This window comes from Pseudolysinimonas kribbensis (assembly GCF_030161895.1).
GTDB lineage: Bacteria > Actinomycetota > Actinomycetes > Actinomycetales > Microbacteriaceae > Pseudolysinimonas > Pseudolysinimonas kribbensis.
Genome location: NZ_BSVB01000001.1, coordinates 1759930 through 1781811, shown reverse-complemented (window position 1 = coordinate 1781811; position 21882 = coordinate 1759930). Strand labels below are relative to the sequence as shown.

The following is a 21882-nucleotide window of genomic DNA, read 5'->3' as shown; positions in this document are numbered from 1 at the left end:
TCGACATGTCGACCCCCGATGGGTTCCTCAGCGTTCCCGCAGCCAGCACCGGCGACCCCGAGGCGGGCGAGCTGGTCGTGCTCGTGGATGCCGACGGCACCCCCACCGGGACCGCGCGCAAGTCCGCCGTGCACGGGCTCGCGACGCCGCTGCACCTCGCGTTCTCGTGCCACGTGTTCGACGCCGGCGGCCGGGTGCTGATGACCCGGCGCGCGCTCGGCAAGCTGACCTGGCCGGGCGTCTGGACCAACTCGTTCTGCGGGCACCCCGGACCCGACGAGACGATCCCGGATGCCGTGCGGCGTCGTGCGGTGCGCGAGCTCGGTCTCGAGCTGGGGGCCCTCGATCCCGTGCTGCCGGACTTCCGCTACCGCGCCGTCGACGCATCCGGCATCGTCGAGAACGAGATCTGCCCGGTCTACCGGGCCGTGGTCGAGGTGGATCCGCGCCCGGCCGTCGACGAGGTCGCGGAGTGGGCGTGGGTCGGGTTCGACGACCTGCGCGCCGCCGTCGCCGCGACCCCGTTCGCGTTCAGCCCGTGGCTCGCGCTGCAGCTCGCGGCCTGGCCCCGCCTCCTCCCCTAGCCAAAAACGCCCAGTGCCATCGCCCGGAAGTGGGCGTTTTGGCTAGGGACGGTCAGGTGCCGGAGGCGCCCGCCTCGGAGGACCAGACGTCGGCGCGATGGAAGTTCTGGAACGACCGCGAGGCCGTCGGGCCGCGCTGGCCCTGGTAGCGCGAGCCGTACGCGCTCGTGCCGTACGGGTTCTCGGCCGGCGAGCTGAGCCGGAAGAAGCACAGCTGCCCGATCTTCATCCCGGGCCAGAGCTTGATCGGCAACGTGGCGACGTTGCTGAGCTCGAGCGTGACGTGCCCCGAGAATCCGGGGTCGATGAAGCCGGCGGTCGAGTGGGTGAGCAGCCCGAGCCGGCCGAGCGAGCTCTTGCCCTCCAGCCGCGCGGCGATGTCGTCGGGCAGGGTGACCAGCTCGAACGTCGAGCCGAGCACGAACTCGCCCGGGTGCAGGATGAACGGCCGATCGTCATCCACGTCGATCAGCCGCGTGAGCTCCGGCTGGTCCTCGGCGGGGTCGATGAACGGGTACTTGTGGTTGTCGAACAGCCGGAAGAACCGGTCGATCCGCACGTCCATGCTCGACGGCTGGATCATGCCCAGGTCGAGCGGGTCGAGCCCGATGCGCCCCGACTCGAGTTCGGCCTTGATGTCCCGGTCGCTGAGCAGCATGGGTCGAGGCTAGCCGAGCGGCGTCAGTGCGATGCCCGCTCCGTCGGACCGTCATCGCCGGCGCGTCGGGTGGCGAAGGCGAGCAGCAGGACGATGCCCAGCAGCACCGCGATCCCACCGGCACCCAGCAGTCCCGTGACCGGGATGTCGGCCCCGCTCTCGGCGAGGGCGGCGGGGGCGGTCGCCGGGGCGATCACGATCGTCAACGGCACGAAGGTCGGGTCGTCGACCGCGACGGTGAACGAGGTGGTGCCCGCCGCGGTGGGCGTGCCGCTGATGACGCCGGAGGCGGAGAGGGTGAGCCCGTCCGGCAGCGAGGAGCCGTCGGCGAGGGCGAACGTGTACGGGGCGCCGAGCCCACCGGAGGCCTGCAGCGTCGTGCTGTACGGCTGACCGACCGTCCCCTGCGGAAGGACGCTCGGGGTCACGACGAGCGGCGGCTGGCCGAGCTCGACGGCGCCGATGTCGCATCCGGAGCCCTGCAGGCGGGGCTCGCCTCGCTGGTCGGTCGCGTCGGATGCGCATCCGGCGGTGCCCGAGGGGATCCTGTCGACCGCGTCGCCGGTCTTCGCCGGGAGCCGGGTCTTCGTCGGGCCGCCGTTCTCGGCGAGGTTCGCGAGCGAGGCCGTTCCGCCGCTGATCGAACCGGTCGCGGAGAAGCCGCACGACGCCGTGTCGGAGAGGTTGTATCCGCCGTCGCCGACGGTGCCCGAGCAGTTCGGCGCGACGTTGTCGCCCACGATGGTCGCGGTCAGCGTGAGCGAGCCGCCCTGACCGGTCTTCGTCGCCCCTCCGGAGGGGATCGCGTCATCCTGACCCGGCTCGGTCCCCGCGATCGTCGACGCGCTCACGCTCGCCGTGCCCGTCTCGAGGACGAGCACGCCCTGGCCGGTGTTGCCGTCCAGCGTCGACCCGGTGACCGTCGCCGCGCCGCCGGGGAGCACGAGGACCGCGGCACCGTAGTAATCGGGCACCCCGTCGGAGAACGGATCGGTGTTGCTGATGGTGGAGTCGGTGACGGCCACGGTCGCCGATGCGGCGGCGGCCACGGTCCCCGCTCCGAGGTTGCCGTCGAGCGTGCTCGTATCGATCGTCGCCGAGCCGTTCAGGACGACTACGCCGCCGCGGGCGTTGTCGTCGACCGAGCTGCGCACGAGGTGCGCGCTCGCGTCACCTTCGACCAGGATGCCCTCGTCGAGGTTGCCCGACACGGAGGAGTCCTGGACCGTCGCGCTCGCCGACGTGCCCGTCACCCGGAGGCCCTCCTCGTCGTTGTCCACGACCGTGCTCGCCTCCAGCACGAGCGTCGCGGCGTCGACGGAGACTCCGCTGGCGCCGGCGACGTGCGAGACATCCAGCGACCCGATCGTGACGTCCGGAGCCCCGTCGGTGTCGGTGCCGTCGATCGTGATGCCCGCATCCGCACCGTCGCCGGTGACGCTCGTGCGAGACGCGCCGCTCGTGCCCGCGCCCAGCAGGGTCAGCGACATCCGGATCTGCACGCTCTCGTCGTAACTGCCGGCACCGATGTGGATGGTGTCGCCGGAGTCCGCCTGCAGCACCGCGTACTGGATCGTCCGGCACGGCGCACTCGCGTCGGTGCAGTCGTTCTCCGCGTCGCTGCCGGAGACCGCCACATAGCGATCGGTGCCGGCGGCGGCGGCGGGAGCGGCCACCGCGAGGCTCATGCCGATCGCCGCGGCGAGGAGCACGGCCAGCCCCGCCGCACGACCCCTCGACGATCCTGCACTCACGTTTCGACGCATGCTGCCGCCCTTCGACTCGCCCGGCACCTTATCGCGAACCGTGCGCTCGCCGACAGGAGATCCTGCCGTCGGCCCGGCCGGGGCATGTAGTCTCGATGACTGAGCGCGGCCCCCGGGGCGCGTCGTGCGGATGTAGTTCAATGGCAGAACTTCAGCTTCCCAAGCTGATAGCGCGGGTTCGATTCCCGTCATCCGCTCCACGTCAGTCGTCCGTGCGACGGCCCGGCCTAATATGTTGTTCGTGACAACATACACAGCGACGGACCGGCTCGTCGCCGACCTGATCGAGAAGCACGACGACGTGCGCGCGCAGTTCGCCGGGGAATGGATCCGGTACCGGGACTCGCCCGCTCTGCAGGAGCTGTCGTGGCACGCACAATCGACCTGCGCCCGCATCAACGCGCTCTTCTACGACGACCCGGACGAGGCGCGCCGGCTCTTCCATGAGCTCATCCCCGGTGCCGGCGCCGGCATCGACTTCCGGCCCCCTTCCGCCTCGACTACGGCGTCGGCCTCACCATCGGCGACCGCACCTTCATCAACAAGGACTTCCTGGTGACCGGAGGCGATCGCATCACCATCGGCAGCGACTGCCTGATCGGTCCGCGCTGCAGTGTCTACACGCCGAATCACGCCGAGGATCGGGAGCGGCGCCTCGAGGGCTGGGAGCGCGTCAGCGCCATCACCATCGGCGACAACGTCTGGATCGGCGGCTCGGTCACGATCCTCCCCGGGGTCACGATCGGCTCGGACAGCATCATCGGCGCCGGGTCCGTCGTGACGCGCGACATCCCGGCCGGGGTCGTGGCGGTCGGCAATCCCTGCCGTCCGGTGCGACCGATCGCGTCGTCGGCCTAGCGGAACCCGGCCGCGCGGAGGGTCACGTCGTCGCGGCCGCCAGCTCCGCGGCGATCCGGCGCACGCCCATGTCGACCTCGGCGAACGACGTGCTGAGCGGTGACAGCCCCAGCCGGATGCCGTCGGGGCGCCGGAAGTCCGGGATCACCCCCGCCCTCCACAGCGTCGCGATCAGTTCCGGGAACGCCGGGTGGTCGACTGTGATGTGCCCACCCCGCAGCGCCGGCTCGCGCGGTGTCGCGAGCGTCGCACCCCGTGGCGCGAGCAGCTCGTCGGACAACTCGATCGCCAAGCCGGTCAGCGCCAGCGACTTCGCGCGGATGGCGTCGATGCCCGCCTCCTCGATCAGGTCGAGCATCGCCACCATCGGCAGCATCGCGAACACCGGGGGCGTGCCGCTGACGAAGCGCCGGATGCCGTCGGCCGGCGCGTAGTCCGGGCCCATCACGAACGGGTCGCGGGCGCCCATCCACCCCTGGATCGGCTGCGACGCGCGCTCGATGAGCTCGGCGCTCACGTAGAGGAAGGCCGGCGAACCGGGACCGCCGTTGAGGTACTTGTATGTGCATCCGGTCGCGAAGTCGACCCCCACTCGTCGAGCCGGATCGGCAGCGCACCGACCGAGTGGCAGAGATCCCAGACGACGAGCGCGCCGGCCTCGTGCGCCGCCGCGCTGATGCCCGGCACGTCGGCGACGTAGCCCGAGCGGTAGGCGACGTGGCTCAGCACCACGGCCGCGGTGTCGCCGGTGAGCACGCCGCGCACGTCGTCCACCGTGACCCCGGATGCCGGGTCCGGGTCGAGCCAGGCGATCGACGCGCCGCACTCGGCCGCGATGCCCTGCACGACGTAGCGATCGGTCGGGAAGTTGCCGCGATCCACGACGATCGTGCGCCGCCCGGGCTGCGCGGCGAGCGCCGCCCGGATCAGCTTGTACAGGCTGACCGTCGTCGAGTCGCCGACGATGGTCTGTCCCGGCGCGGCGCCCAGCACGACGCGGCCGAGGCGATCGCCGAGCGTGAGCGGCTGATCGAACCAGCCCTCGTCCCAGCCGCGGATGAGCCGCTCGCCCCACTCGTGCTCGACGAAGCGCGTGAGGCGCTCGGGCAGGTCGCGCACCGGCCGGCCGAGCGAGTTGCCGTCGAGGTACAGGATGCCGGGGTCCTCGGTGCCGACGAAGCGCGCCCGATACGCCGCGAGCGGATCGCTCTCATCGAGCGCCGCCGCATCCCGGGCGGCCGCGCTCACGACGCCTCGATCTGGGTGCGCAGCGCGAACAGCTCGGGGAAGAACGTGAGGTCGAGGGCCCGTCGCAGGAAGTCGACGCCGCTGGACCCGCCGGTGCCCTGCTTGAAGCCGATCGTGCGCATGACGGTGCGCATGTGCCGGAATCGCCAGAGCTGGAAGTTCTCCTCCAGGTCGACGAGCTCCTCGCACGCCTCGTAGACGTCCCAGTGCTCGTCGACCTTCTCGTAGATCCGCGCGAGCACGTCGCGCAGCTCCGGGTCGAAGACGTGCGCGACCGTCACGTCGCGCTCGAGCAGTCGCTGCGGGATCGGCACCCCGCGCCGGGCCAGCAGCCGCAGGAACTCGTCGTACAGGCTCGGGGCCTCGAGCGCCTCCCGCAGCATCTCGGCGTTCTCGGGTTCGCCGCGGAACACCTCGAGCATCCGGGCGTTCTTGTTGCCCAGCAGGAACTCGACGGCACGGTACTGCGCCGACTGGAATCCGGATGCCTTGGCCAGGCTGTCGCGGAACTGCACGTACTCGGTCGGGGTGAGCGTGGCGAGCACCGACCACTGCTCGATCATGGAGCGCTGGATGTGCTTGATCCGCGCGATCTTCTTGAGCGCGTCCTTGAGGTTGTCGCCGGCGAGCGCGGCGCACGCGGCCCGCAGCTCGTGCAGCACGAGCTTGAGCCAGAGCTCCGTCGTCTGGTGCTGGATGATGAACAGCAGCTCGTCGTGATGCTCGGGTCGGCTGAGCGGGTGCTGCGCCCCCAGCAGGGTGTCGAGGTCGAGGTAGTCGCCGTACGTCATCTTGTCGCGCAGGTCGGTGACGAGCGTCGCCTCGAACTCGCGCGTGTTCGACTCGGTCATGGGCCCACTGAATCACACGGAGTCGATGCACAGCAGCGGTCGCCTCACGCAGCTCGTCGAGCACGGCGACGCTAGCGTGGGCACATGGCGGGCGCGTTCGCGGGACTGACGGCGGTCGTGACGGGCGGATCATCCGGCATCGGAGCCGCGATCGCCGAGCGGCTGGCCGGCGGCGGTGCCCGCGTCGCCGTGCTCGACCGCGATCCGGACCGTGCTGCGGACGGCGTGCTCGCGGTCGCGGCCGACATCTCCGACGACGCGTCGGTCCGCGCCGCGATCCAGCGCGTCGTCGACGAGCTCGGCGGCATCGACATCCTCGTCAACAACGCCGGCATCGGCGCGCAGGGCACGGTCGCCGACAACCCGGATGACGAATGGGCGCGGGTGCTCGACGTCAACGTGGTGGGCACCGCGCGGGTGAGCCGCGCCGCCCTCCCGGCGCTTCGCGCATCGCGGCACGCGGCGATCGTCAACATCTGCTCGATCGTCGCCACGGCCGGTCTGCCGAATCGCGTGCTGTACAGCGCGTCGAAGGGGCGGTGCTCGCCATGACGCGCGCGATGGCCGCGGACCATCTGCGGGAGGGGATCCGGGTCAACTGCGTCCACCCCGGCACCGCCGACACCCCTGGGTGGGACGCCTCCTCGCCGATGCGGATGATCCCGCAGCCGAGCGCGCGGCGCTCGAAGCACGGCAGCCCCACGGCCGGCTCGTCTCACCGGACGAGGTCGCCGAGGCGGTGGCCTACCTCGCCGATCCGCGCAACGGTTCGACCACGGGCGCGAGCATCGCGGTCGACGGCGGCATGCAGGAGCTGCGGCTGCGGCCTGCCGGCAGCTAGCCAGCCCGGCGGCGCCGGCCTCACGCGCTTCGCCAGTACTCGCCGTCGGGGTAGCTGAAGCGCTGCACCGACGCGTCGTGCATCTCGGCGCTGTATCCGGGCGCGCTCGGCAGCACATAGGCGCCGTCGTGCACGATGCACGGATCGACGAAGTGCTCGTGCAGGTGGTCGACGTACTCCGTGACCCGGTCGTCGAGGCTGGCCGAGACGGCGACGTAGTCGAAGATCGACAGGTGCTGGACCAGCTCGCACAGCCCCACGCCGCCCGCGTGCGGGCAGACCGGCACTCCGAACTTCGCCGCCAGCAGGTACACGGCGAGGATCTCGTTGACGCTCGCGAGCCGCGCCGCGTCGAGCTGGCAGAAGTCGATGGCCTCGGCCTGGAACAGCTGCTTGAACAGCACCCGGTTCATGCCGTGCTCGCCGGTCGCGACGCCGATCGGATGCACGGCGCGGCGGATCGCGGCGTGGCCCAGGATGTCGTCCGGGCTCGTCGGCTCCTCGATCCAGTGCGGACGGAACGGCGCGAGCGCCCCCATCCATTCGATCGCCTCCGGCACGTCCCAGACCTGGTTCGCGTCGATCATGAGCTTCGCGTCCCAGCCGATGACCTCGCGTGCGATGCCGAGGCGCCGCACGTCGTCGTCACGGTCGGCGCCCACCTTGAGCTTGACGTGCCGGTAGCCGGCGTCGACCGCGTCCTGCAGCAGGCGGCGCAGGGTGTCGTCGTCGTAGCCGAGCCATCCGGCGCTCGTCGTGTAGCAGGGGTAGCCGGTGCGTTCGAGCTCGGCGATCCGACCGGCGCGGGTGGGCTCCTTCGCCGCGAGCAGCGCGATCGCCTCGTCGCGCGTGATCGCGTCGGAGAGGTAGCGCAGGTCGGCGACGTCGACCAACTGCTCGGGCGTCATACCGGCGAGCAGGCGCCAGAGCGGCACGCCCGCGACGCGGGCCGCGAGGTCCCACATCGCATTCATGACCGCGGCCATCGCGAGGTGTTCGACGCCCTTCTCCGGTCCGAGCCAGCGCAGCTGGGTGTCGGACGACAGCTCGCGGTACACGGCGCCGAGGTCGGCGACGGCCTCCTCGACCGAGCGGCCGACGAGCGGCAGCGCGCGCTGTCGGGCGGCTTCGGTGCACAGGTCGTTGCCGCGGCCGATCGTGAACGTGAAGCCGTGCCCGCGCAGTGCCGGGTCATCGGTGTGCACCACGACGTAGGCCGCCGAGTAGTCGCCGTCCTTGTTCATCGCGTCGGAGCCGGCTGCCGTGAGCGAGGTCGGGAACCGCACGTCGTGCGTGGTGACGGCGGTGATCGTGGTCATGCGGAATCCCGTCGGGATGGTGGGCGGTGCCCTCATCGTATGGTCGCCGCATACGATCGGTGCAGCGAGCGACGACGACGCGGAGACCCATGGAGATGCCGACCGGATGAGATCGCCCAACCGCCTGCTCGGCACCGTGCTCGGCGCGGTGCACCTCGTCGTCGGCGTGGCCGGCTTCTTCGTGCCCGGATCGACCAGCTTCTTCGATCGGCACGGCGGCCTGCTGTTCGGGCTGCTGCGCGTGAACCCCGCGCTCGACGTGCTGCACGTGCTCGTCGGCGCCGCCCTGCTGCTGGCGGCGCTCACGCGGCTTCGCGCCGCGAAGGCGGTGAACACCATCGCGGGGCTGATCTTCTTCGTCGTCGGCGTCGCCGGACTGTTCATCGTGGGCAACGGCGCCAACGTGCTCTCGCTGAACGGCGACGACAACGTTCTGCACTTCGCGAGCGCGGCGATCCTGCTCGCCGTCGGCCTCGGGGTCGACCGCGACGTGCACACCCCCGTCACGGGCTGACGTGGTCGGCCGGATGCTGGCCGGGCTCGCCGCCGTCGGCGCGGGCCTCATCCACCTGGCGTCCGCCATCGGATCGCCGCCCGCGGTCGCCGCGGTCGTGGCGGTCATCGGCGTGGCCGAGCTCGGCTGGGGCGTCATCGCCGTCGCCGGGCGCGGCATCCCGCTGCCGAACGCGGCCCGGGTCGGCGCGCTCGTGCCGGTCGTGCTCTGGGTGCTCGTGCTGCTCGTCGCCGGACCCGCGCAGCTCGGACCGTTCACGAGCGCGCTGCGACTGGCCCCGATGCTCGCGGCGAGCGCGCTCGACCTCGTGGTCGTCGCGTGCGTCGCGGTCGTCGGCCGCCGCGCGGCCACCCGGCGATCGCCCTCGCGCGGTCCGGCAGGCGGCCGCGGCGCCGTGATCGCCCTCGCGCTGTGCGGCGCCGCCATCGCCGTGCTCACCGCGGCCGCTCTCGGCGCGACCGAGGTCGGCGATCAGGCGCGCACCGGCACGGGATTCTTCGCTCCGCACCAGCACTAGGCGGGTCGTTCAGGCCGAGATCGCCTTGATCGCCGTCGCGCCCGCCATGAACTCGCGCACCCGGTCGTCGACGATGATGTCGCTCGGGCGCAGCGGCCGCGTGAGGTACAGGCCCTCGAGGGCGGTGATCCGGCTGAGGGCGACGTAGGTCTGGCCGGGTGCGAAGCTGCGCGATCCGAGGTCGACGATGGCGCTGTCGTAGGTCTTGCCCTGCGACTTGTGAATCGTGACCGCCCACGCGAGCCGCAGCGGGAACTGCGTGAACTCGGCCACGACGTCCTTGTGCAGCGTCTTGGTCGCGGGCGAGTAGCGGTAGCGGTAACGCTCCCAGGTCGCCGGGCGCACCTCGTGCCGATCGCCTGCGACGTCGACCGCGACGGTGCCCTCGCCGATCTTGGCGACCTCGCCGATCGTGCCGTTGACCCAGCGTCCCTCCGCGCCGCTGTCGTTGCGCAGGAACATCACCTGCGCGCCCACCTTCAGCTCGAGCCGCTCGTCGGCCGGGTAGGCGCGGCCGGAGAACTCGCCCTCGATCTCGGCGACCGCCGACAGCGCCCGGCCGGGCAGCCGCCCCAGCGCGGTCGCGTTGATCCGGTTGACGGTCGCGTTCGTCGTCGCGAGCGTGATGGCGCCCTCGGTCGGCGCCGGGCGGGCTCCCGTGTCGTTGAGCACCTTCGCCATCTCGGCCGTGACCGCGCCGTGCCGCACCGCCGTCAGCAGCCGCTTGAACTCCAGCTCGTGCTGGCGGTGGATGGTCTGCAGCTCGAAGATGCGCAGGTCGGTCTCGTCCCACACCCGTGCGTCGAAGAACCATGCCGAGCGGTACCGGTCGGCGAAGTACGCCTGCTCGTCGGGGTCGCCCGGCACGGGCGCGAGCTGGAACGGGTCGCCGAACAGCACGAGCTGCACGCCGCCGAACGGCTCGTGCGGTCGCTGGCGTGCCTGCCGCAGCGCCCGATCCATCGCATCGAGCAGGTCGGCGTTGACCATCGAGACCTCGTCGACGACGAGGGTGTCGATGGAATTCAGCAGCTTGCGCAGCGGCTCGCCCTGCTCGATCGGGTGGTCGGCGATCACGCCGGTCGGCAGCCGGAACAGCGAGTGGATGGTCTGCCCGCCCACATTCAGCGCCGCCACGCCCGTCGGCGCGCAGATCACGATCTGCTTCGAGGAGTGCGACGCGAGGTGCTCGAGGAGGGTCGACTTGCCCGTGCCCGCGCGGCCGGTGACGAAGATGTGATCGCTCGTCGTCTCGATCCGCGCGTAGACCGCCGCCTGCTCCTCTGAAAGCTCCGGGACGGCCACCGCGTCAGGTTACCTAGGATTCAGGGGTGCGACGGGTGGTGCTGCGGTGGGTGGCGGCATGCGCGGCCGTCGTGCTCGTCGGGGTGGGATCGGTGGCGGTCGTGATCGCCGTCGGATTCGGTCCCGGCTCGTTCGTGACCACCTACCTCGACGCGCTCGCCCGGCGCGACGCCCCGAGTGCGCTCTCGCTGCCGGGGGTGGATGCCGCGGGCGGCAATCCGGCGCTGCTCACGTCGGCGGCGCTCCCGGGACTGCACGACATCCGGATCACCGACGACGTCGAGCACGACGGCGGCGTTCACCGCATCACCGCGAGCTGGACCTCGAACGACACCGCCGGGCAGTCGACCTTCGAGGTGGAGCGGATCGGCACGCGGTTCGGCGTGTTCCCGGTGTGGGGTTTCGCCGAGAGCCCGGTGGCGCGACTCTCGCTCGACGTGCGCAACTCGCGCGAGGTGACCGCCGGAACGCAGCGCGTGCACACCCCCGGCGTGGGTCCGCACGAGTACGCGGTGCTCGTGCCCGGCGACTACCGGTTCGTCGAGAGGACCGCGCTGCTGGTCTCCACGGAGCGGCCCGTGCTCGCCGACACGGTCGGGCAGCGGTTCGGGGCGACGATCGACGTCGAGGCCTCGCGCAAGCTCGTCGACCTGGTGTCGACCCAGGTGAACAAGCTTCTCGACCGCTGCGCGACGCAGAGGGTGCTGTTCCCGGCCGGATGCCCCTTCGGGCAGCAGATCGAGAACCGCGTGACCGGCACTCCCGCCTGGTCGATGAAGCGCTACCCCGACATGCGGCTGGTGGGGGCGGGAGACGACCGCAGCTGGACGATCCCGCAGGTGCCGGGCACGGCGCATCTGAAGGTGCCGGTGGAGTCGCTCTTCGACGGATCGGCGTCGACCTTCGACAAGGACGTGCCGTTCACGATCCGCGCCACCGTGCGCGTGAGCGGCGACGGCGAGCTGACGATCCGCGACGTGCAGTGACCGGCCGGCTCGGCGCTCAGCCCTGACGGGCGCGCTGCGCGAGCATCCGGTTGTACTCCTCGAGCTCGACGTCGCCGTCGCGGTCGGCGCGACGGTCGCGGCGCTTGGCCTCCCGCTCGTCGCTGCGGCTCCACAGGATCGCGACGCCGATGGCGAGCAGGACCGTCGGGATCTCGCCGACGCTCCACGCGATCCCGCCGGCCGCCTGCTGATCCTCGAGCGGTGTGGCGCCCCACGTGCGCCCCATCGCCCCGTACCAGTCGGCCAGCAGCAGGCCCTGGTTCGAGATGAGCGCGAGTCCGAAGAAGGCGTGGAACGCCATCACGATCAGCAGCAGCATGAGCCGGATCGGGTACGCGGGCCGGCTCTTGACCGGGTCGATGCCGACGAGCGTCTGGATGAAGAGGTACCCGACGATCAGGAAGTGCAGGATCATCCACTCGTGCCCGACGTGATCGATCGTGGCCCAGCGGAACAGCGGCGTGTAGTAGAAGACCCAGAGCGAGGTGATGAACAGCCCGCCGGAGACGAGGGGATTCGTGAGCACGCCCGCGGCCTTCGAGTGCACGGCGAGCAGGATCCACTCGCGAGCCCCCGGCTGCCGTCGTCGCGCCGGTGGATGGCGCGCGCCGCGAGCGTCACGGGCGCCGAGAGCACGAGCAGGAGCGGCACGGCCATGGTCAGCAGCATGTGCTCGAGCATGTGCACGCTGAACAGGTACTGCTCGTAGACGTTGCTGACGCCGCAGGTCACCCAGAACAACGACCCCATGCCGGCCAGCCAGAGCACGGTGCGGTACCAGGGCCACCGGTCTCCGCGGCGCCGGAGCCGGAGAACCCCCACAGGTAGAAGACGACCCCGAAGCCGATGATGAGCACCCAGAGCAGGTCGAAGTTCCATGCGGTGAGGTACTTCAGCGCGGTGATCGGCGGCGGCAGCGGCGTCCCGGTCAGGATCGCCGCCGGGCTCGCGTCGTCGTTCTGGCTCTGCGCGACGGCGACCACGGGCGGCGCCGACACCGCGAGGCCGGCGGCGACGCCGGAGGCGATCCCCATGAACGCCAGCTCGGCGGTCGCCATGATCCAGAAGAACCGGCGCTGCGCGGTGCGGCGCAGGCGATCGATGAGCACCCGGCGCTGGAAGACGCCGAACAGCCCGAGCGCGCCGAGGGCGGCGACCTTGAGCAGCACCAGGACGCCGTACGGCGTGAGCAGCGCCTCCCACGTGCCGACGCGCAGCTGCGCGCTCACGGTGCCCGAGATCGCGACCACGATGAAGCAGACCAGGGCGATCGTCGAATAGCGCTCGAGCACCGGGACGAGGCGGTCGGCATCCACCCGGCCCGTGGCGGCCGTCCTTCGCTCCCGCCAGCCGATCGTCGCGAGCACCAGCAGTCCGCCGATCCACAGGCTCGCGAAGATCACGTGCAGCCAGATCGCCGTGATCGCCGCCTCGTGCGTCGACGAGTCGCCCGCGTGACCCTGCTCCTCGAGCGGGATGAGGCCGAGCACGGCGAACGCGGCGACGAACACCAGGGCGGTCTGGGATCGCACTGCGAAGCACAGGACCGTCACGACCGCGCCGACGAGCACCGTCGTCAGCCACGCGCGGCCGGGGATGTTCTGGGTGAGATAGTCGCCGAGGCCGACGCCGAACCGCTGCCCGAGGTCGGGCGCCTTGCCGGTCTGGGAGGAATAGGAGAGCACGCTGCTGACGGCGGCCGCGATCGTCCACACGGCCGCCCCGGCCGCCGCGACATCGAGTGCGCGGCCGTAGCGCTCGTCGCTCGACGCGAACGCGAAGACGGCGATCGCGAGGCCGCCGATCGCCGTGGCGATCCCGAGGTCGAGCACGACCTGCGCGAACGGCACCCCGAACCGCACGGCGACGCCGGGGTCGAGCGCGATCGGCGCGTCCGCGCCGTGCCCGATCGCGAGCGCGACGAGAAGTGCGCCGAACGCGACGAGGATCAGGACCGCGGGAGAGACGATCCGCGCGACGCGGAGCATGAGACCAGGCTAGGCCCGGCCGGATGTGAGCGGGTCGAGTGGTGCCGCGCCGGGGCGGGGAACGCGAAAGGCGCCGACCCCGGGGGATCGGCGCCTCACGAGTCGCTTACTTGGCGGCGGCCTTGAGCTTCGAGCCCGCGGTCACCTTGACGCCGTAGCCGGCGGCGATGTGGATCGCCTCGCCCGTGGCGGGGTTGCGCCCCTCGCGGGCGGCGCGGTGGGTGCGCTCGACGGCGAGCCAGCCCGGGATCTGCACCTTGGTGCCCTCGCCGACCGACTTCGCCAGGACGCTGAACAGCGAGTCGACGATGCCGGAGACCGTGGCCTGGCTCTGTCCGGAGTCGGCAGCGATGGCGGCGACCAGATCGGTCTTGTTGAGTGACTTGTCAGCCATGGGATGTCCTCCTCGGACCTCGTATTCGGAACGACCCGGTCGGCGTCGCCGCCGTCGGGCCGAGCACGAAGGTACCAGTAGTTCCCCGTGATTCCGGGGATCTTCGCGGTGTGGGGAGGTTCCTCTTTACCAGCTCGACTTGGTGATGCCGGGGAGCTCGCCGCGGTGCGCCATGTCGCGGAACCGCACACGGGAGATCCCGTACTGGCTCAGCACGCCGCGGGGGCGTCCGTCGATGGCGTCGCGGTGACGCAGACGCACCGGCGACGCGTCGCGCGGGAGCTTCTGCAGGCCGACGCGAGCGGCCTCGCGGCTCTCATCGCTGCCGTTCGGGTCGACGAGCTGCTTCTTCAGCTCCAGCCGCTTCGCGGCGTAGCGCTCGACGATGACGGCGCGCTGGTCGTTCTTGGCGATCTTGCTCTTCTTGGCCACGCTTTAGCGCTCCTCTCGGAACTCGACGTGCTTGCGCACGACCGGGTCGTACTTCTTGAGGACCAGACGGTCCGGGTCGTTGCGGCGGTTCTTGCGGGTCACGTAGGTGTACCCGGTGCCGGCCGTGGAGCGCAGCTTGATGATCGGACGGACGTCCTGTGCCTTCGCCATGTCAGATCTTCTCCCCGCGAGCCAGGATGTCTCTCACGACCGCGTCGATGCCGCGGGCGTCGATGACCTTGATGCCGCGTGCGGACACGTTGATCGTCACCTTCCGCCGCAGCGACGGCACGTAATAGGTCTTGCGCTGCACGTTCGGATCGAACCGGCGCTTGTTGCGACGATGCGAGAACGAGATGCTGTGGCCGAAACCGGGAACGGCTCCGGTCACCTGGCAGACGGCTGCCATGATTCCTCCATATCGGGACGACGCGAATCGTCCGGCTACCGTGCCGCGGCTGGATTCCTCCAAGACCACGGCACCCAAGGTCACTTGTCGGCATGCGGATCCGGGGTGGCCCCGGTCGCACACAAGAAGCGCCCTCGCGGGCACAACCTCTCGATCGTACCCGATGCCGGGCTGGTCCGTCACCCGCCGTCAGTAGGGTGACCGCATGGCATCCGCTCCGCGTCCCTGGCGCGCGCTCTGGGCGCTCGTCGTCGGGTTCTTCATGATCCTCATCGACTCGACGATCGTGAGCGTCGCCAACCCCAGGATCCTCGAGGGTCTGCACACCGACATCGACTCGGTCATCTGGGTCACGAGCGCCTACCTGCTCACGTACGCGACCCCGCTGCTCATCACCGGGCGCCTGGGCGACCGGTTCGGGCCCAAGAACCTCTACCTCGTCGGGCTCACGATCTTCACGCTCGCCTCGCTGTGGTGCGGCCTGTCGGGCGATATCGGCTGGCTCATCACGGCGCGTGCCGTGCAGGGCCTCGGCGCAGCGCTCATGGCGCCGCAGACCATGGCGGTCATCACCCGGGTGTTCCCGGCGGAGCGCCGCGGCGCCGCGATGGGCGTCTGGGGCGCGGTCGCCGGCGTCGGCACGCTCGTCGGGCCCATCGTGGGCGGCCTCATCGTCGACGCCCTCGGATGGCCGTGGATCTTCTTCGTCAACGTACCGATCGGCGTCGTCGCCTTCGCGCTCGCCGTGATCCTGGTGCCGAGGCTCGAGATGCACCCGCACCGCTTCGACCTGCTGGGCGTCGTGCTGAGCGCCGTCGGGATGTTCCTGCTCGTGTTCGGCATCCAGGAGGGCGAGCGCTACGACTGGGGCACGATCGCGGGGCCGATCTCGGTCTGGCTGCTCATCATCGTCGGCGTCGTCGTGCTCGTCGCGTTCGTCGTCTGGCAGCGGTTCAACCGCGCCGAACCGCTCCTGCCGCTGCGCCTGTTCCGCGATCGCAACTTCGCGCTCGCCAACATCGGCATCACCGCCGTCGGCTTCACCGTGACGTCGTTCGCGCTGCCGCTGGTCTTCTATCTGCAGCTCGTGCGCGGCATGACGCCGACCCAGTCGGCCCTCATGTTCGCGCCCATGGCCGTGTCGATCTTCATCTCGCCGTTCACGGGCCGCGCGCTCGACCGCGTGCACCCGCGCACGATCGGCGCGGTCGGCATGGTGCTGCTGGCGCTCTCGCTCGTGCTCTACGCGGTGCTGCTCACACCCGATCAGTCGGTCGGCGTGCTCCTGATCCCCGCGTTCGTGCTCGGGATCGCGCAGGCCGGCATCTGGGCTCCGCTCTCGGTGAGCGCGACCCGCAACCTGCCGCTGAACCTCGCCGGCGCGGGCGCGGGCGTGTACAACGCGACCCGGCAGGTCGGCGCGGTGCTCGGCAGCGCCTCCATCGCCGCGCTCATCCAGTCCCGGCTCGTCGCGGACCTGCCCGCCGCGGCGGGCGGTTCGGTGTCGCAGGCCGGGTTCGGCGGGGGCGCGCTGCCGGCCCCGTTGCACGACGGCTTCACGGCGGCCATGGCGCAGAGCATCCTGCTGCCGGCCGCCGGCGCGATCATCGCCTTCGTCGTGGTTCTGTTCCTGGTGCGACCGGGCGGTCCGGCGCCGGTGCCCGTGCCGGCGACCGCACCCGCTGCTCAGCCGGTGGACGAGGCGCGCGCCGCGGAGCACTCCGCGCAGTAGCCGAACACGTCGACGACGTGCTCGGGCTCGGTGAACCCGTTCGCCGCCGCGACCTCGCGGGCCCAGGTCTCCACCGGGTCGGCCTCGATCTCCACCGCCCGGCCGCAGCGCCGGCAGATCAGGTGGTGGTGATGCCGCCCCGGGGTGCACGCGCGGTAGAGCGACTCGCCCTCCTGCTGCAGCGAGTCGGCGTCCCCTCGGTCGCGAGGTCGGCGAGGGCACGGTACACGGTCGCGAGCCCGACCTCGGATCCCTGCTCGCGCATGGTCTGATGCAGCGACTGGGCGCTCACGAAACCCGCGGTGTCGCCGAGGGCCTCGCGCACGGCCTCGCGCTGCCAGGTGTTCCGCTTCATGCGAGCCTCCGCTCCCTGCGCCTCACGGTACGCCGCGCACCCGCGAGCCGGCAGACCAGGTAGATGAGGAACGAGATCGTCGTGACGTAGGGGCTGATCGGCACGCTGGCCCCGAGGGCGAGCAGGATGCCGCCGACGAGCGACACCACCGCGAACGCGGTCGAGAGCACGGGCACCCAGACGGGCGACGCCGAGATGCGCAGGGCCGCCGCCGCGGGGGTGACGAGGATCGACAGCACGAGAAGCGCGCCCACGATCTGCACGCTCACCGACACGGCGAGCGCGAGCAGGAGCATGAAGACCAGCGAGAGCGCGCGCACCGGAACGCCGCGGGCGGCCGCGACCTCGGCATCCACGCTCGCGAACCCGAGCGGACGCCAGACGACCGCGAGGCCCGCGAGCACCACGACGGCGATCACGGCGAGCGAGCCGAGACGCGGGTCGTCGACCGCGACGATCTGCCCGGTGAGCAGGCCGAACTTGTTGGCATCCCGCCCGGGATACAGGGCGAGGCACAGGATGCCGAGGCCGAGGCCGAACGGCATGAGCACCGCGGTGATCGAGTTGCGCTCGCGGGCGCGGGCACCGAGCACCCCGATGATCGCGGCCGCGACGACCGACCCGACGAGCGACCCCGCGACGACCCCGATCCCGAGCAGCAGCCCCGCGGCCGCCCCCGCGAAGGAGAGCTCGCTGATGCCGTGCACGGCGAAGGCGAGGTCGCGCTGCACGACGAAGACCCCGATGAGGCCGCCGACCAGGCCGAGCAGGATGCCGGCGTACACGGAGTTCTGCAGCAGCTGCAGCAGGTCGCCGTAGTCCGAGAAGTCGAAGAGGGTCGACCACCAGTCGGTCGTCAGGAGCGCGCTCACGGCAGATCCGCCCCGTGATCGTGCTCGTGCTCGTGCGCGTGGGTCTGATCGGGAGCGCCGACGATGATCACGCGCCCCCGGGCGCGCACGACATCGACGGGCGCGTCGTAGAGCTCGCTCAGCACGTCGCTGCGCAGCACTTCGTCGGGCGTGCCGACCCGGAACCGGCGGCCGGCGAGGTAGAGCACCCGGTCGACCATCCCGAGCACCGGATTGACGTCGTGCGTCACGAACAGCACCCCGAAGTCGCGCGCGCGGCGGGTGCGATCGATGAGCTCGCTGACGACACCTTGAGCGCGCAGGTCGAGCGAGAGCAGCGGCTCGTCGCACAGCAGCAGGCGCGGATCGCCGGCGAGCGCCTGCCCGATCCGCAGTCGCTGCTGCTCGCCGCCCGACAGGCTCGCGACCGGCACGCGCGCGTAATGCGCGGCGCCGACCGCGTCGAGCACCTCGTCGACCTTCTCGCGCCGGGCGCGGCTCGGCCATCCGACGCCCCAGCGGTGCCCGTCCAGCCCGAGGCCGACGAGGTCGCGGCCGCGCAGCGGCGTGCCCTCATCGGCGAGGCGCTGCTGCGGCACGTAGCCGATGCGCCGATCACCGTGGCGCAGCGGCTCCCCGAGGAAGGTCGCCGACCCGGCGCTCAGCCGGTGCTGGCCCAGGATCGCCTTGAGCAGGCTGGTCTTGCCCGACCCGTTCGCGCCGAGCACCGCCACGAACTCGCCCGGGGCGACGTCGAGGTCCACGCCGCTCCACAGCACGCGACCGCCGAGGGTGAGCTCGGCGGCGCGGAGGGACAGCAGCGGGGGCGTCATCCGGTGACCGCCTGGGCGATCGCGGCGAGCACGCCCTCCTGCCACTCGATGTAGTGCAACCCCTCCGGCAGCGTCTCGGAGACCGGCACGGCGGGCACGTGATGCTTCTTCGCGGCGGCGAGCACGGCCTCGGTCTGCGGCCCGCCGGTCTGCACGTTGTACACGAGCACCTTCACCCTGCCGTCGGCGTACTGCGCGAGCGTCTGCTGCAGCACGACCGGGGCGACGTCGGTGCCGTCCTCGATCGCCTTGCTGAAGGCGGGCGGCGTCACGATGTCCATCTTCAACGCCTGGAGCACGTAGTCCGGCACGGGCTCGGTGATGCCGGCGCCGACGCCGGTCGTCGATGCCGCGAGCGTCGCCTCGGAATCCTCGAGCCGGGTCAGCTTCTGCTGCAGCGCCTCGGCGCCCGCGCTGTACGCGCGGGCGTGCTTCGGGTCGGCGGTGTGCAGCGACGCGGCGATCGCGTCGACGACCTTGGACATGGTCGGGTAGTCGTACCAGACGTGCTCGTTGAGGTCGGCGCCGGAGAAGCCGGACAGCTTCACAGCGTTCACCACGAACGCCTTCGTGTTCTTGGAGGCCTTGAGCATCGTGTCGACGAAGTCGTCGTAGCCGCCGCCGTTCTCGATCACGACCTTCGCCCGCGAGATCGCGAGCTGCGTGCGGGCGTCGGCCTGGTACTCGTGCGGGTCCTTGTCGGGATCGTCGATGATCGACGTGACCGTGACGTGCGCGCCGCCGATCGCCTTCGCGATGTCGCCGTAGACGTCGGTCGACGCGACGACCGGCACGGTGCCCGCGGCTCCGGAGGCGGAGGCGGCGGCACCGCCGCTGCATCCGGCGAGTGCCGCGAGCACGGCGAGGGCGGCGAGTGCGGCGAGTGCGCGTCGGGGCATGCGGACGACCCTAGCCGCTATTGATAATCATTGTCAAAACCCGCGCGTCCGCGCGGTGCCCGACCGACCCAGCCATAGCGATCGGCGCGACCGCGCTCGTGCCGATCGCGGAGCGACCCGCGCCGCAGCAGCGGCGGCGCGGTCAATCGAGCAGCAGCGCGGGCTCCTCGAGCACCGAGGCGATGTCGGCCGTGAAGCGGCTCGCGACATCCCCGTCGACGACGCGGTGATCGAAGCTCGCACCGACGGTCGTCACGAACTCGGGCCGAACGACCCCATCGACCACCCACGGCTTCTGCTTGAGCGCGCCGAGGGCGACGATGCCGACCTCGCCCGGATTCAGGATCGGCGTGCCGGTGTCCATGCCGTAGGAGCCGAGGTTCGTGATGGTGACGGTGCCGTTCGCCATGTCGGAGGGCTGCGCCCGCCCTCGCGCGCCATGATCGTGAGCTGCTCGAGCGCCTTGGCGAGCTCGAGCAGCGACATCGACTGGGAGTCCTTGATGTTCGGCACGATGAGTCCGCGCGGCGTCGCCGCCGCGATGCCGAGGTTCACGTAGTGGTGCACCACGATCTCCTTGTCGGTCCACGTCGAGTTCACCGTGGGATTGCGCTGGCAGGCCCAGATCACGGCCTTCGCCATCACGAGCAGCGGGCTGATCCGGATCCCCGCGAACTGCGGCGACTTCTTCAGTCGCTGCACGAGCTCCATGGTGCGCGTCGCGTTGACGTCGGTGAAGACGCTCACGTGCGGCGCCGTGAACGCGCTCGAGACCATCGCCGACGCGATCGCCTTGCGCACGCCCTTGACGGGGATGCGCTCCTCGCGATCGGTCGGCCACTCCGGTGTCTGCAGGTTCTGGAACACGCTGGCCTGCTGCGCGTGCCGGATGACGTCGTCGCGCGTGACCTCGCCCCCGAGCCCCGTGCCCGAGACCGTGGCGATGTCGACCTCGAGGTCCTTCGCGAGCCGGCGGATCGGCGGCTTCGCGATGACGGAGCCGACGGTGGAGGGGCCGGATGGGCGGCGCGGCACGGCGCGCTGCGGGTCCGGCGCGGCGGGCGCACCGTTGGCGGGCTTGCGACGGCGCGAGGCCACGTGGCCTCCGGTCCCGTAGCCGACGAGCACGGCGCCGCCGACCTCGCCGGGCACCTCGGGCGCCGTGGGAGCCGGTGCGGCGTCCGCGGCGGGTGTCCCCTCGGGCCGGTGCACGCGACCGCCGCCGATCGTGGTCATCGTGTCGGCGACGACTCCGAGGGTGTCGCCCTCGTTGCCGGGGGCCTCGAGCTCGATCGTGCCGCCCGCGGAATCCACCCGGATGATGGGGGCGCCGACCTCGACGGTCGCGCCCTCCTCGGCGAGCAGCTCGGTGACGGTGCCGGCGAACGGCGACGGCAGCTCGACGAGCGACTTCGCGGTCTCGATCTCGACGAGCACCTGGTTGACCCGCACCTGGTCGCCGGGCGCCACCTTCCACGAGACGATCTCGGCCTCGGTGAGACCCTCGCCGACGTCGGGGAGCGGGAACTCTGACTGCGCCATCGTCGGTCCTCTCAGTAGGCCAGCACGCGGTCGACGGCGTCGAGCACGCGGTCGGCGTCCGGCAGGAACACCGCCTCGATCTTGGCGGGAGGGTACGGCACGTCGTACCCGGTGACCCGCAGCACGGGTGCCTGGAGCGAGTAGAACGCCCGCTCGGTGATCGTCGCGGCCAGCTCCGACCCGATGCTCGCATTGCCGGGCGCCTCATGCGCGACGACGACCCGGCCGGTCTTCTGCGCCGACTCCACGATCGGCCCGTAGTCGATGGGCGAGAGGGAGCGCAGGTCGATGACCTCGAGGCTCGTGCCCTCCTCCGCGGCGATCTCGGCCGCCTGCAGCAGCGTCGCGATCATCGCGCCGTGCCCGATCACGGTGGCATCCGATCCGGTGCGGATCACCCGGCTCGCGTGCAGCGGCGCGGCCGTCGCCTCGCGATCGACCTCGCCCTTCTGCCAATAGCGGCTCTTCGGCTCGAAGAACAGCACGGGATCGTTCGAGGCGATCGCCTGCTGGATCATCGTGAAGCCGTCCTGCGCGGTCGCGGGACTCACGAGCCGCAGGCCGGGGGTGTGGGCGAAATACGCCTCGGGGCTCTCGGAGTGGTGCTCGATCGCGCCGATGTGGCCGCCGTAGGGCACCCGGATGACGACCGGCATCTGCAGGAGACCCTCGTGCCGCGCGGTCATCTTCGCGAGCTGCGTCGTGATCTGGTCGAACCCGGGGAAGATGAAGCCGTCGAACTGGATCTCGCACACCGGCCGGTAGCCGCGCATGGCCAGGCCGATCGCCGTCCCGACGATGCCCGACTCGGCCAGCGGCGTGTCGAGCACGCGATTCTCGCCGAAGGCGTTCTTCAGCCCCTCGGTCACACGGAAGACCCCGCCGAGCGTGCCGATGTCCTCGCCCATGAGGAGCACCTTGTCGTCGGCGGACATGGCAGCGTGCAGGCCGGCGTTGATGGCCTTCGCCATCGTGAGGC

General features: G+C 71.2%; 21 protein-coding genes, 1 tRNA gene and 6 pseudogenes. 9 read left to right on the top strand and 19 right to left on the bottom strand.

Annotated features, from left to right (window positions below; translation table 11 throughout):
- The first annotated feature begins 5 nt into the window (after positions 1-5).
- Positions 6-584, top strand: a complete 579-nt coding sequence (idi, locus tag QQK35_RS09975; protein WP_284254022.1) for an isopentenyl-diphosphate Delta-isomerase — start codon at positions 6-8, stop codon at positions 582-584.
- Positions 585-636: 52 nt separating this feature from the next.
- On the opposite strand, the gene dcd is transcribed toward idi, so the two are convergent.
- Positions 637-1242, bottom strand: a complete 606-nt coding sequence (gene dcd / locus QQK35_RS09970) for a dCTP deaminase (RefSeq protein ID WP_284254021.1) — start codon at positions 1240-1242, stop codon at positions 637-639.
- Between the two features lie 23 nt (positions 1243-1265).
- A complete protein-coding gene (locus QQK35_RS09965) occupies positions 1266-2996 on the bottom strand; it encodes a right-handed parallel beta-helix repeat-containing protein (RefSeq protein WP_284254020.1) in 1731 nt (576 codons plus the stop codon).
- 138 nt (positions 2997-3134) lie between these two features.
- Here QQK35_RS09965 and QQK35_RS09960 point away from each other — a divergent pair.
- The 3 genes from QQK35_RS09960 (at position 3135) to QQK35_RS09950 (ending at position 3866) form a co-directional block, all read left to right on the top strand.
- Positions 3135-3208: transfer RNA gene (locus QQK35_RS09960), tRNA-Gly, on the top strand.
- Positions 3209-3249: 41 nt separating this feature from the next.
- Entirely contained in the window at positions 3250-3567 is a 318-nt protein-coding gene (locus QQK35_RS09955; protein ID WP_284254019.1) for a maltose acetyltransferase domain-containing protein, read from the top strand.
- A complete protein-coding gene (locus QQK35_RS09950) occupies positions 3564-3866 on the top strand; it encodes a DapH/DapD/GlmU-related protein (RefSeq protein WP_284254018.1) in 303 nt (100 codons plus the stop codon). Before QQK35_RS09955 ends, QQK35_RS09950 begins: the two co-directional genes overlap by 4 nt.
- Positions 3867-3888: 22 nt before the next feature.
- Here QQK35_RS09950 and QQK35_RS09945 read toward each other — a convergent pair.
- Positions 3889-5114: pseudogene (locus QQK35_RS09945) on the bottom strand (kynureninase).
- On the bottom strand, positions 5111-5965 hold the full coding sequence (gene kynA / locus QQK35_RS09940) for a tryptophan 2,3-dioxygenase (protein WP_284254017.1): 855 nt from the start codon (positions 5963-5965) through the stop codon (positions 5111-5113). The pseudogene QQK35_RS09945 and the gene kynA overlap by 4 nt, the downstream one beginning before the upstream one ends.
- Positions 5966-6049: 84 nt before the next feature.
- Here kynA and QQK35_RS09935 point away from each other — a divergent pair.
- Positions 6050-6806: pseudogene (locus QQK35_RS09935) on the top strand (SDR family NAD(P)-dependent oxidoreductase).
- Between the two features lie 20 nt (positions 6807-6826).
- Here the strand turns inward: QQK35_RS09935 and QQK35_RS09930 are convergent.
- Positions 6827-8125: an enolase C-terminal domain-like protein gene (locus QQK35_RS09930; RefSeq protein WP_284254016.1), complete on the bottom strand. Its 1299-nt coding sequence runs from the start codon at positions 8123-8125 to the stop codon at positions 6827-6829.
- 106 nt (positions 8126-8231) lie between these two features.
- Here QQK35_RS09930 and QQK35_RS09925 point away from each other — a divergent pair, with 106 nt between their 5' ends.
- Together QQK35_RS09925 and QQK35_RS09920 are read left to right on the top strand one after the other, a co-directional pair.
- Positions 8232-8639 (top strand): DUF4383 domain-containing protein, encoded by a 408-nt coding sequence (locus tag QQK35_RS09925; RefSeq protein ID WP_284254015.1) that lies wholly within the window; start codon positions 8232-8234, stop codon positions 8637-8639.
- A gap of 13 nt (positions 8640-8652) precedes the next feature.
- Positions 8653-9156 carry a hypothetical protein gene (locus QQK35_RS09920; RefSeq protein WP_284254014.1) on the top strand — a complete coding sequence of 168 codons (504 nt, stop codon included), beginning with the start codon at positions 8653-8655 and terminating at the stop codon, positions 9154-9156.
- Between the two features lie 9 nt (positions 9157-9165).
- Here QQK35_RS09920 and QQK35_RS09915 read toward each other — a convergent pair whose 3' ends face one another.
- Complete coding sequence (locus tag QQK35_RS09915) at positions 9166-10461, bottom strand: ATP-dependent DNA helicase (protein ID WP_284254013.1); 1296 nt, start codon at positions 10459-10461, stop codon at positions 9166-9168.
- A gap of 26 nt (positions 10462-10487) precedes the next feature.
- On the opposite strand from QQK35_RS09915, the gene QQK35_RS09910 reads away from it, so the two are divergent.
- The gene (locus tag QQK35_RS09910) at positions 10488-11447 is read left to right on the top strand and encodes a hypothetical protein (RefSeq protein WP_284254012.1); all 960 of its coding nucleotides are present in this window, start codon (positions 10488-10490) and stop codon (positions 11445-11447) included.
- A 16-nt stretch (positions 11448-11463) separates the two neighbouring features.
- Here the strand turns inward: QQK35_RS09910 and QQK35_RS09905 are convergent, their stop codons facing one another.
- The 7 genes and pseudogenes from QQK35_RS09905 to rpmB form a co-directional block, all read right to left on the bottom strand.
- Positions 11464-12255, bottom strand: coding sequence for a cytochrome c oxidase assembly protein (locus QQK35_RS09905; RefSeq protein WP_284254011.1), 792 nt, complete (start codon positions 12253-12255; stop codon positions 11464-11466).
- Positions 12213-12347, bottom strand: a pseudogene (locus tag QQK35_RS09900) (hypothetical protein); the annotation flags it as partial. The gene QQK35_RS09905 and the pseudogene QQK35_RS09900, both read right to left, overlap by 43 nt.
- Positions 12348-12529: 182 nt before the next feature.
- Positions 12530-13456, bottom strand: a pseudogene (locus tag QQK35_RS09895) (copper resistance D family protein); the annotation flags it as partial.
- A 106-nt stretch (positions 13457-13562) separates the two neighbouring features.
- The gene (locus tag QQK35_RS09890; RefSeq protein WP_284254010.1) at positions 13563-13850 is read right to left on the bottom strand and encodes an HU family DNA-binding protein; all 288 of its coding nucleotides are present in this window, start codon (positions 13848-13850) and stop codon (positions 13563-13565) included.
- Between the two features lie 126 nt (positions 13851-13976).
- Entirely contained in the window at positions 13977-14282 is a 306-nt protein-coding gene (rpsN, locus tag QQK35_RS09885; protein WP_284254009.1) for a 30S ribosomal protein S14, read from the bottom strand.
- A gap of 3 nt (positions 14283-14285) precedes the next feature.
- Positions 14286-14453: a 50S ribosomal protein L33 gene (rpmG, locus tag QQK35_RS09880; RefSeq protein ID WP_213503118.1), complete on the bottom strand. Its 168-nt coding sequence runs from the start codon at positions 14451-14453 to the stop codon at positions 14286-14288.
- Position 14454: 1 nt separating this feature from the next.
- On the bottom strand, positions 14455-14691 hold the full coding sequence (gene rpmB / locus QQK35_RS09875; protein WP_284254008.1) for a 50S ribosomal protein L28: 237 nt from the start codon (positions 14689-14691) through the stop codon (positions 14455-14457).
- Between the two features lie 205 nt (positions 14692-14896).
- On the opposite strand from rpmB, the gene QQK35_RS09870 reads away from it, so the two are divergent.
- A complete protein-coding gene (locus QQK35_RS09870; RefSeq protein WP_284254007.1) occupies positions 14897-16423 on the top strand; it encodes a DHA2 family efflux MFS transporter permease subunit in 1527 nt (508 codons plus the stop codon).
- On the opposite strand, the pseudogene QQK35_RS09865 reads toward QQK35_RS09870, so the two are convergent.
- The 6 genes and pseudogenes from QQK35_RS09865 to QQK35_RS09840 form a co-directional block, all read right to left on the bottom strand.
- Positions 16378-16778: pseudogene (locus QQK35_RS09865) on the bottom strand (Fur family transcriptional regulator). The gene QQK35_RS09870 and the pseudogene QQK35_RS09865 overlap by 46 nt on opposite strands.
- Positions 16775-17650, bottom strand: a complete 876-nt coding sequence (locus QQK35_RS09860) for a metal ABC transporter permease (protein ID WP_284254006.1) — start codon at positions 17648-17650, stop codon at positions 16775-16777. Before QQK35_RS09860 ends, QQK35_RS09865 begins: the two are co-directional and overlap by 4 nt.
- Positions 17647-18462 carry a metal ABC transporter ATP-binding protein gene (locus QQK35_RS09855; RefSeq protein ID WP_284254005.1) on the bottom strand — a complete coding sequence of 272 codons (816 nt, stop codon included), beginning with the start codon at positions 18460-18462 and terminating at the stop codon, positions 17647-17649. The genes QQK35_RS09860 and QQK35_RS09855 overlap by 4 nt, the downstream gene beginning before the upstream one ends.
- Positions 18459-19361: a metal ABC transporter solute-binding protein, Zn/Mn family gene (locus tag QQK35_RS09850; protein ID WP_284254004.1), complete on the bottom strand. Its 903-nt coding sequence runs from the start codon at positions 19359-19361 to the stop codon at positions 18459-18461. Before QQK35_RS09850 ends, QQK35_RS09855 begins: the two co-directional genes overlap by 4 nt.
- Before the next feature lie 142 nt (positions 19362-19503).
- Positions 19504-20903, bottom strand: a pseudogene (locus QQK35_RS09845) (dihydrolipoamide acetyltransferase family protein).
- A gap of 11 nt (positions 20904-20914) precedes the next feature.
- Entirely contained in the window at positions 20915-21874 is a 960-nt protein-coding gene (locus QQK35_RS09840) for an alpha-ketoacid dehydrogenase subunit beta (RefSeq protein WP_284255668.1), read from the bottom strand.
- Between the last annotated feature and the right edge of the window lie 8 nt (positions 21875-21882).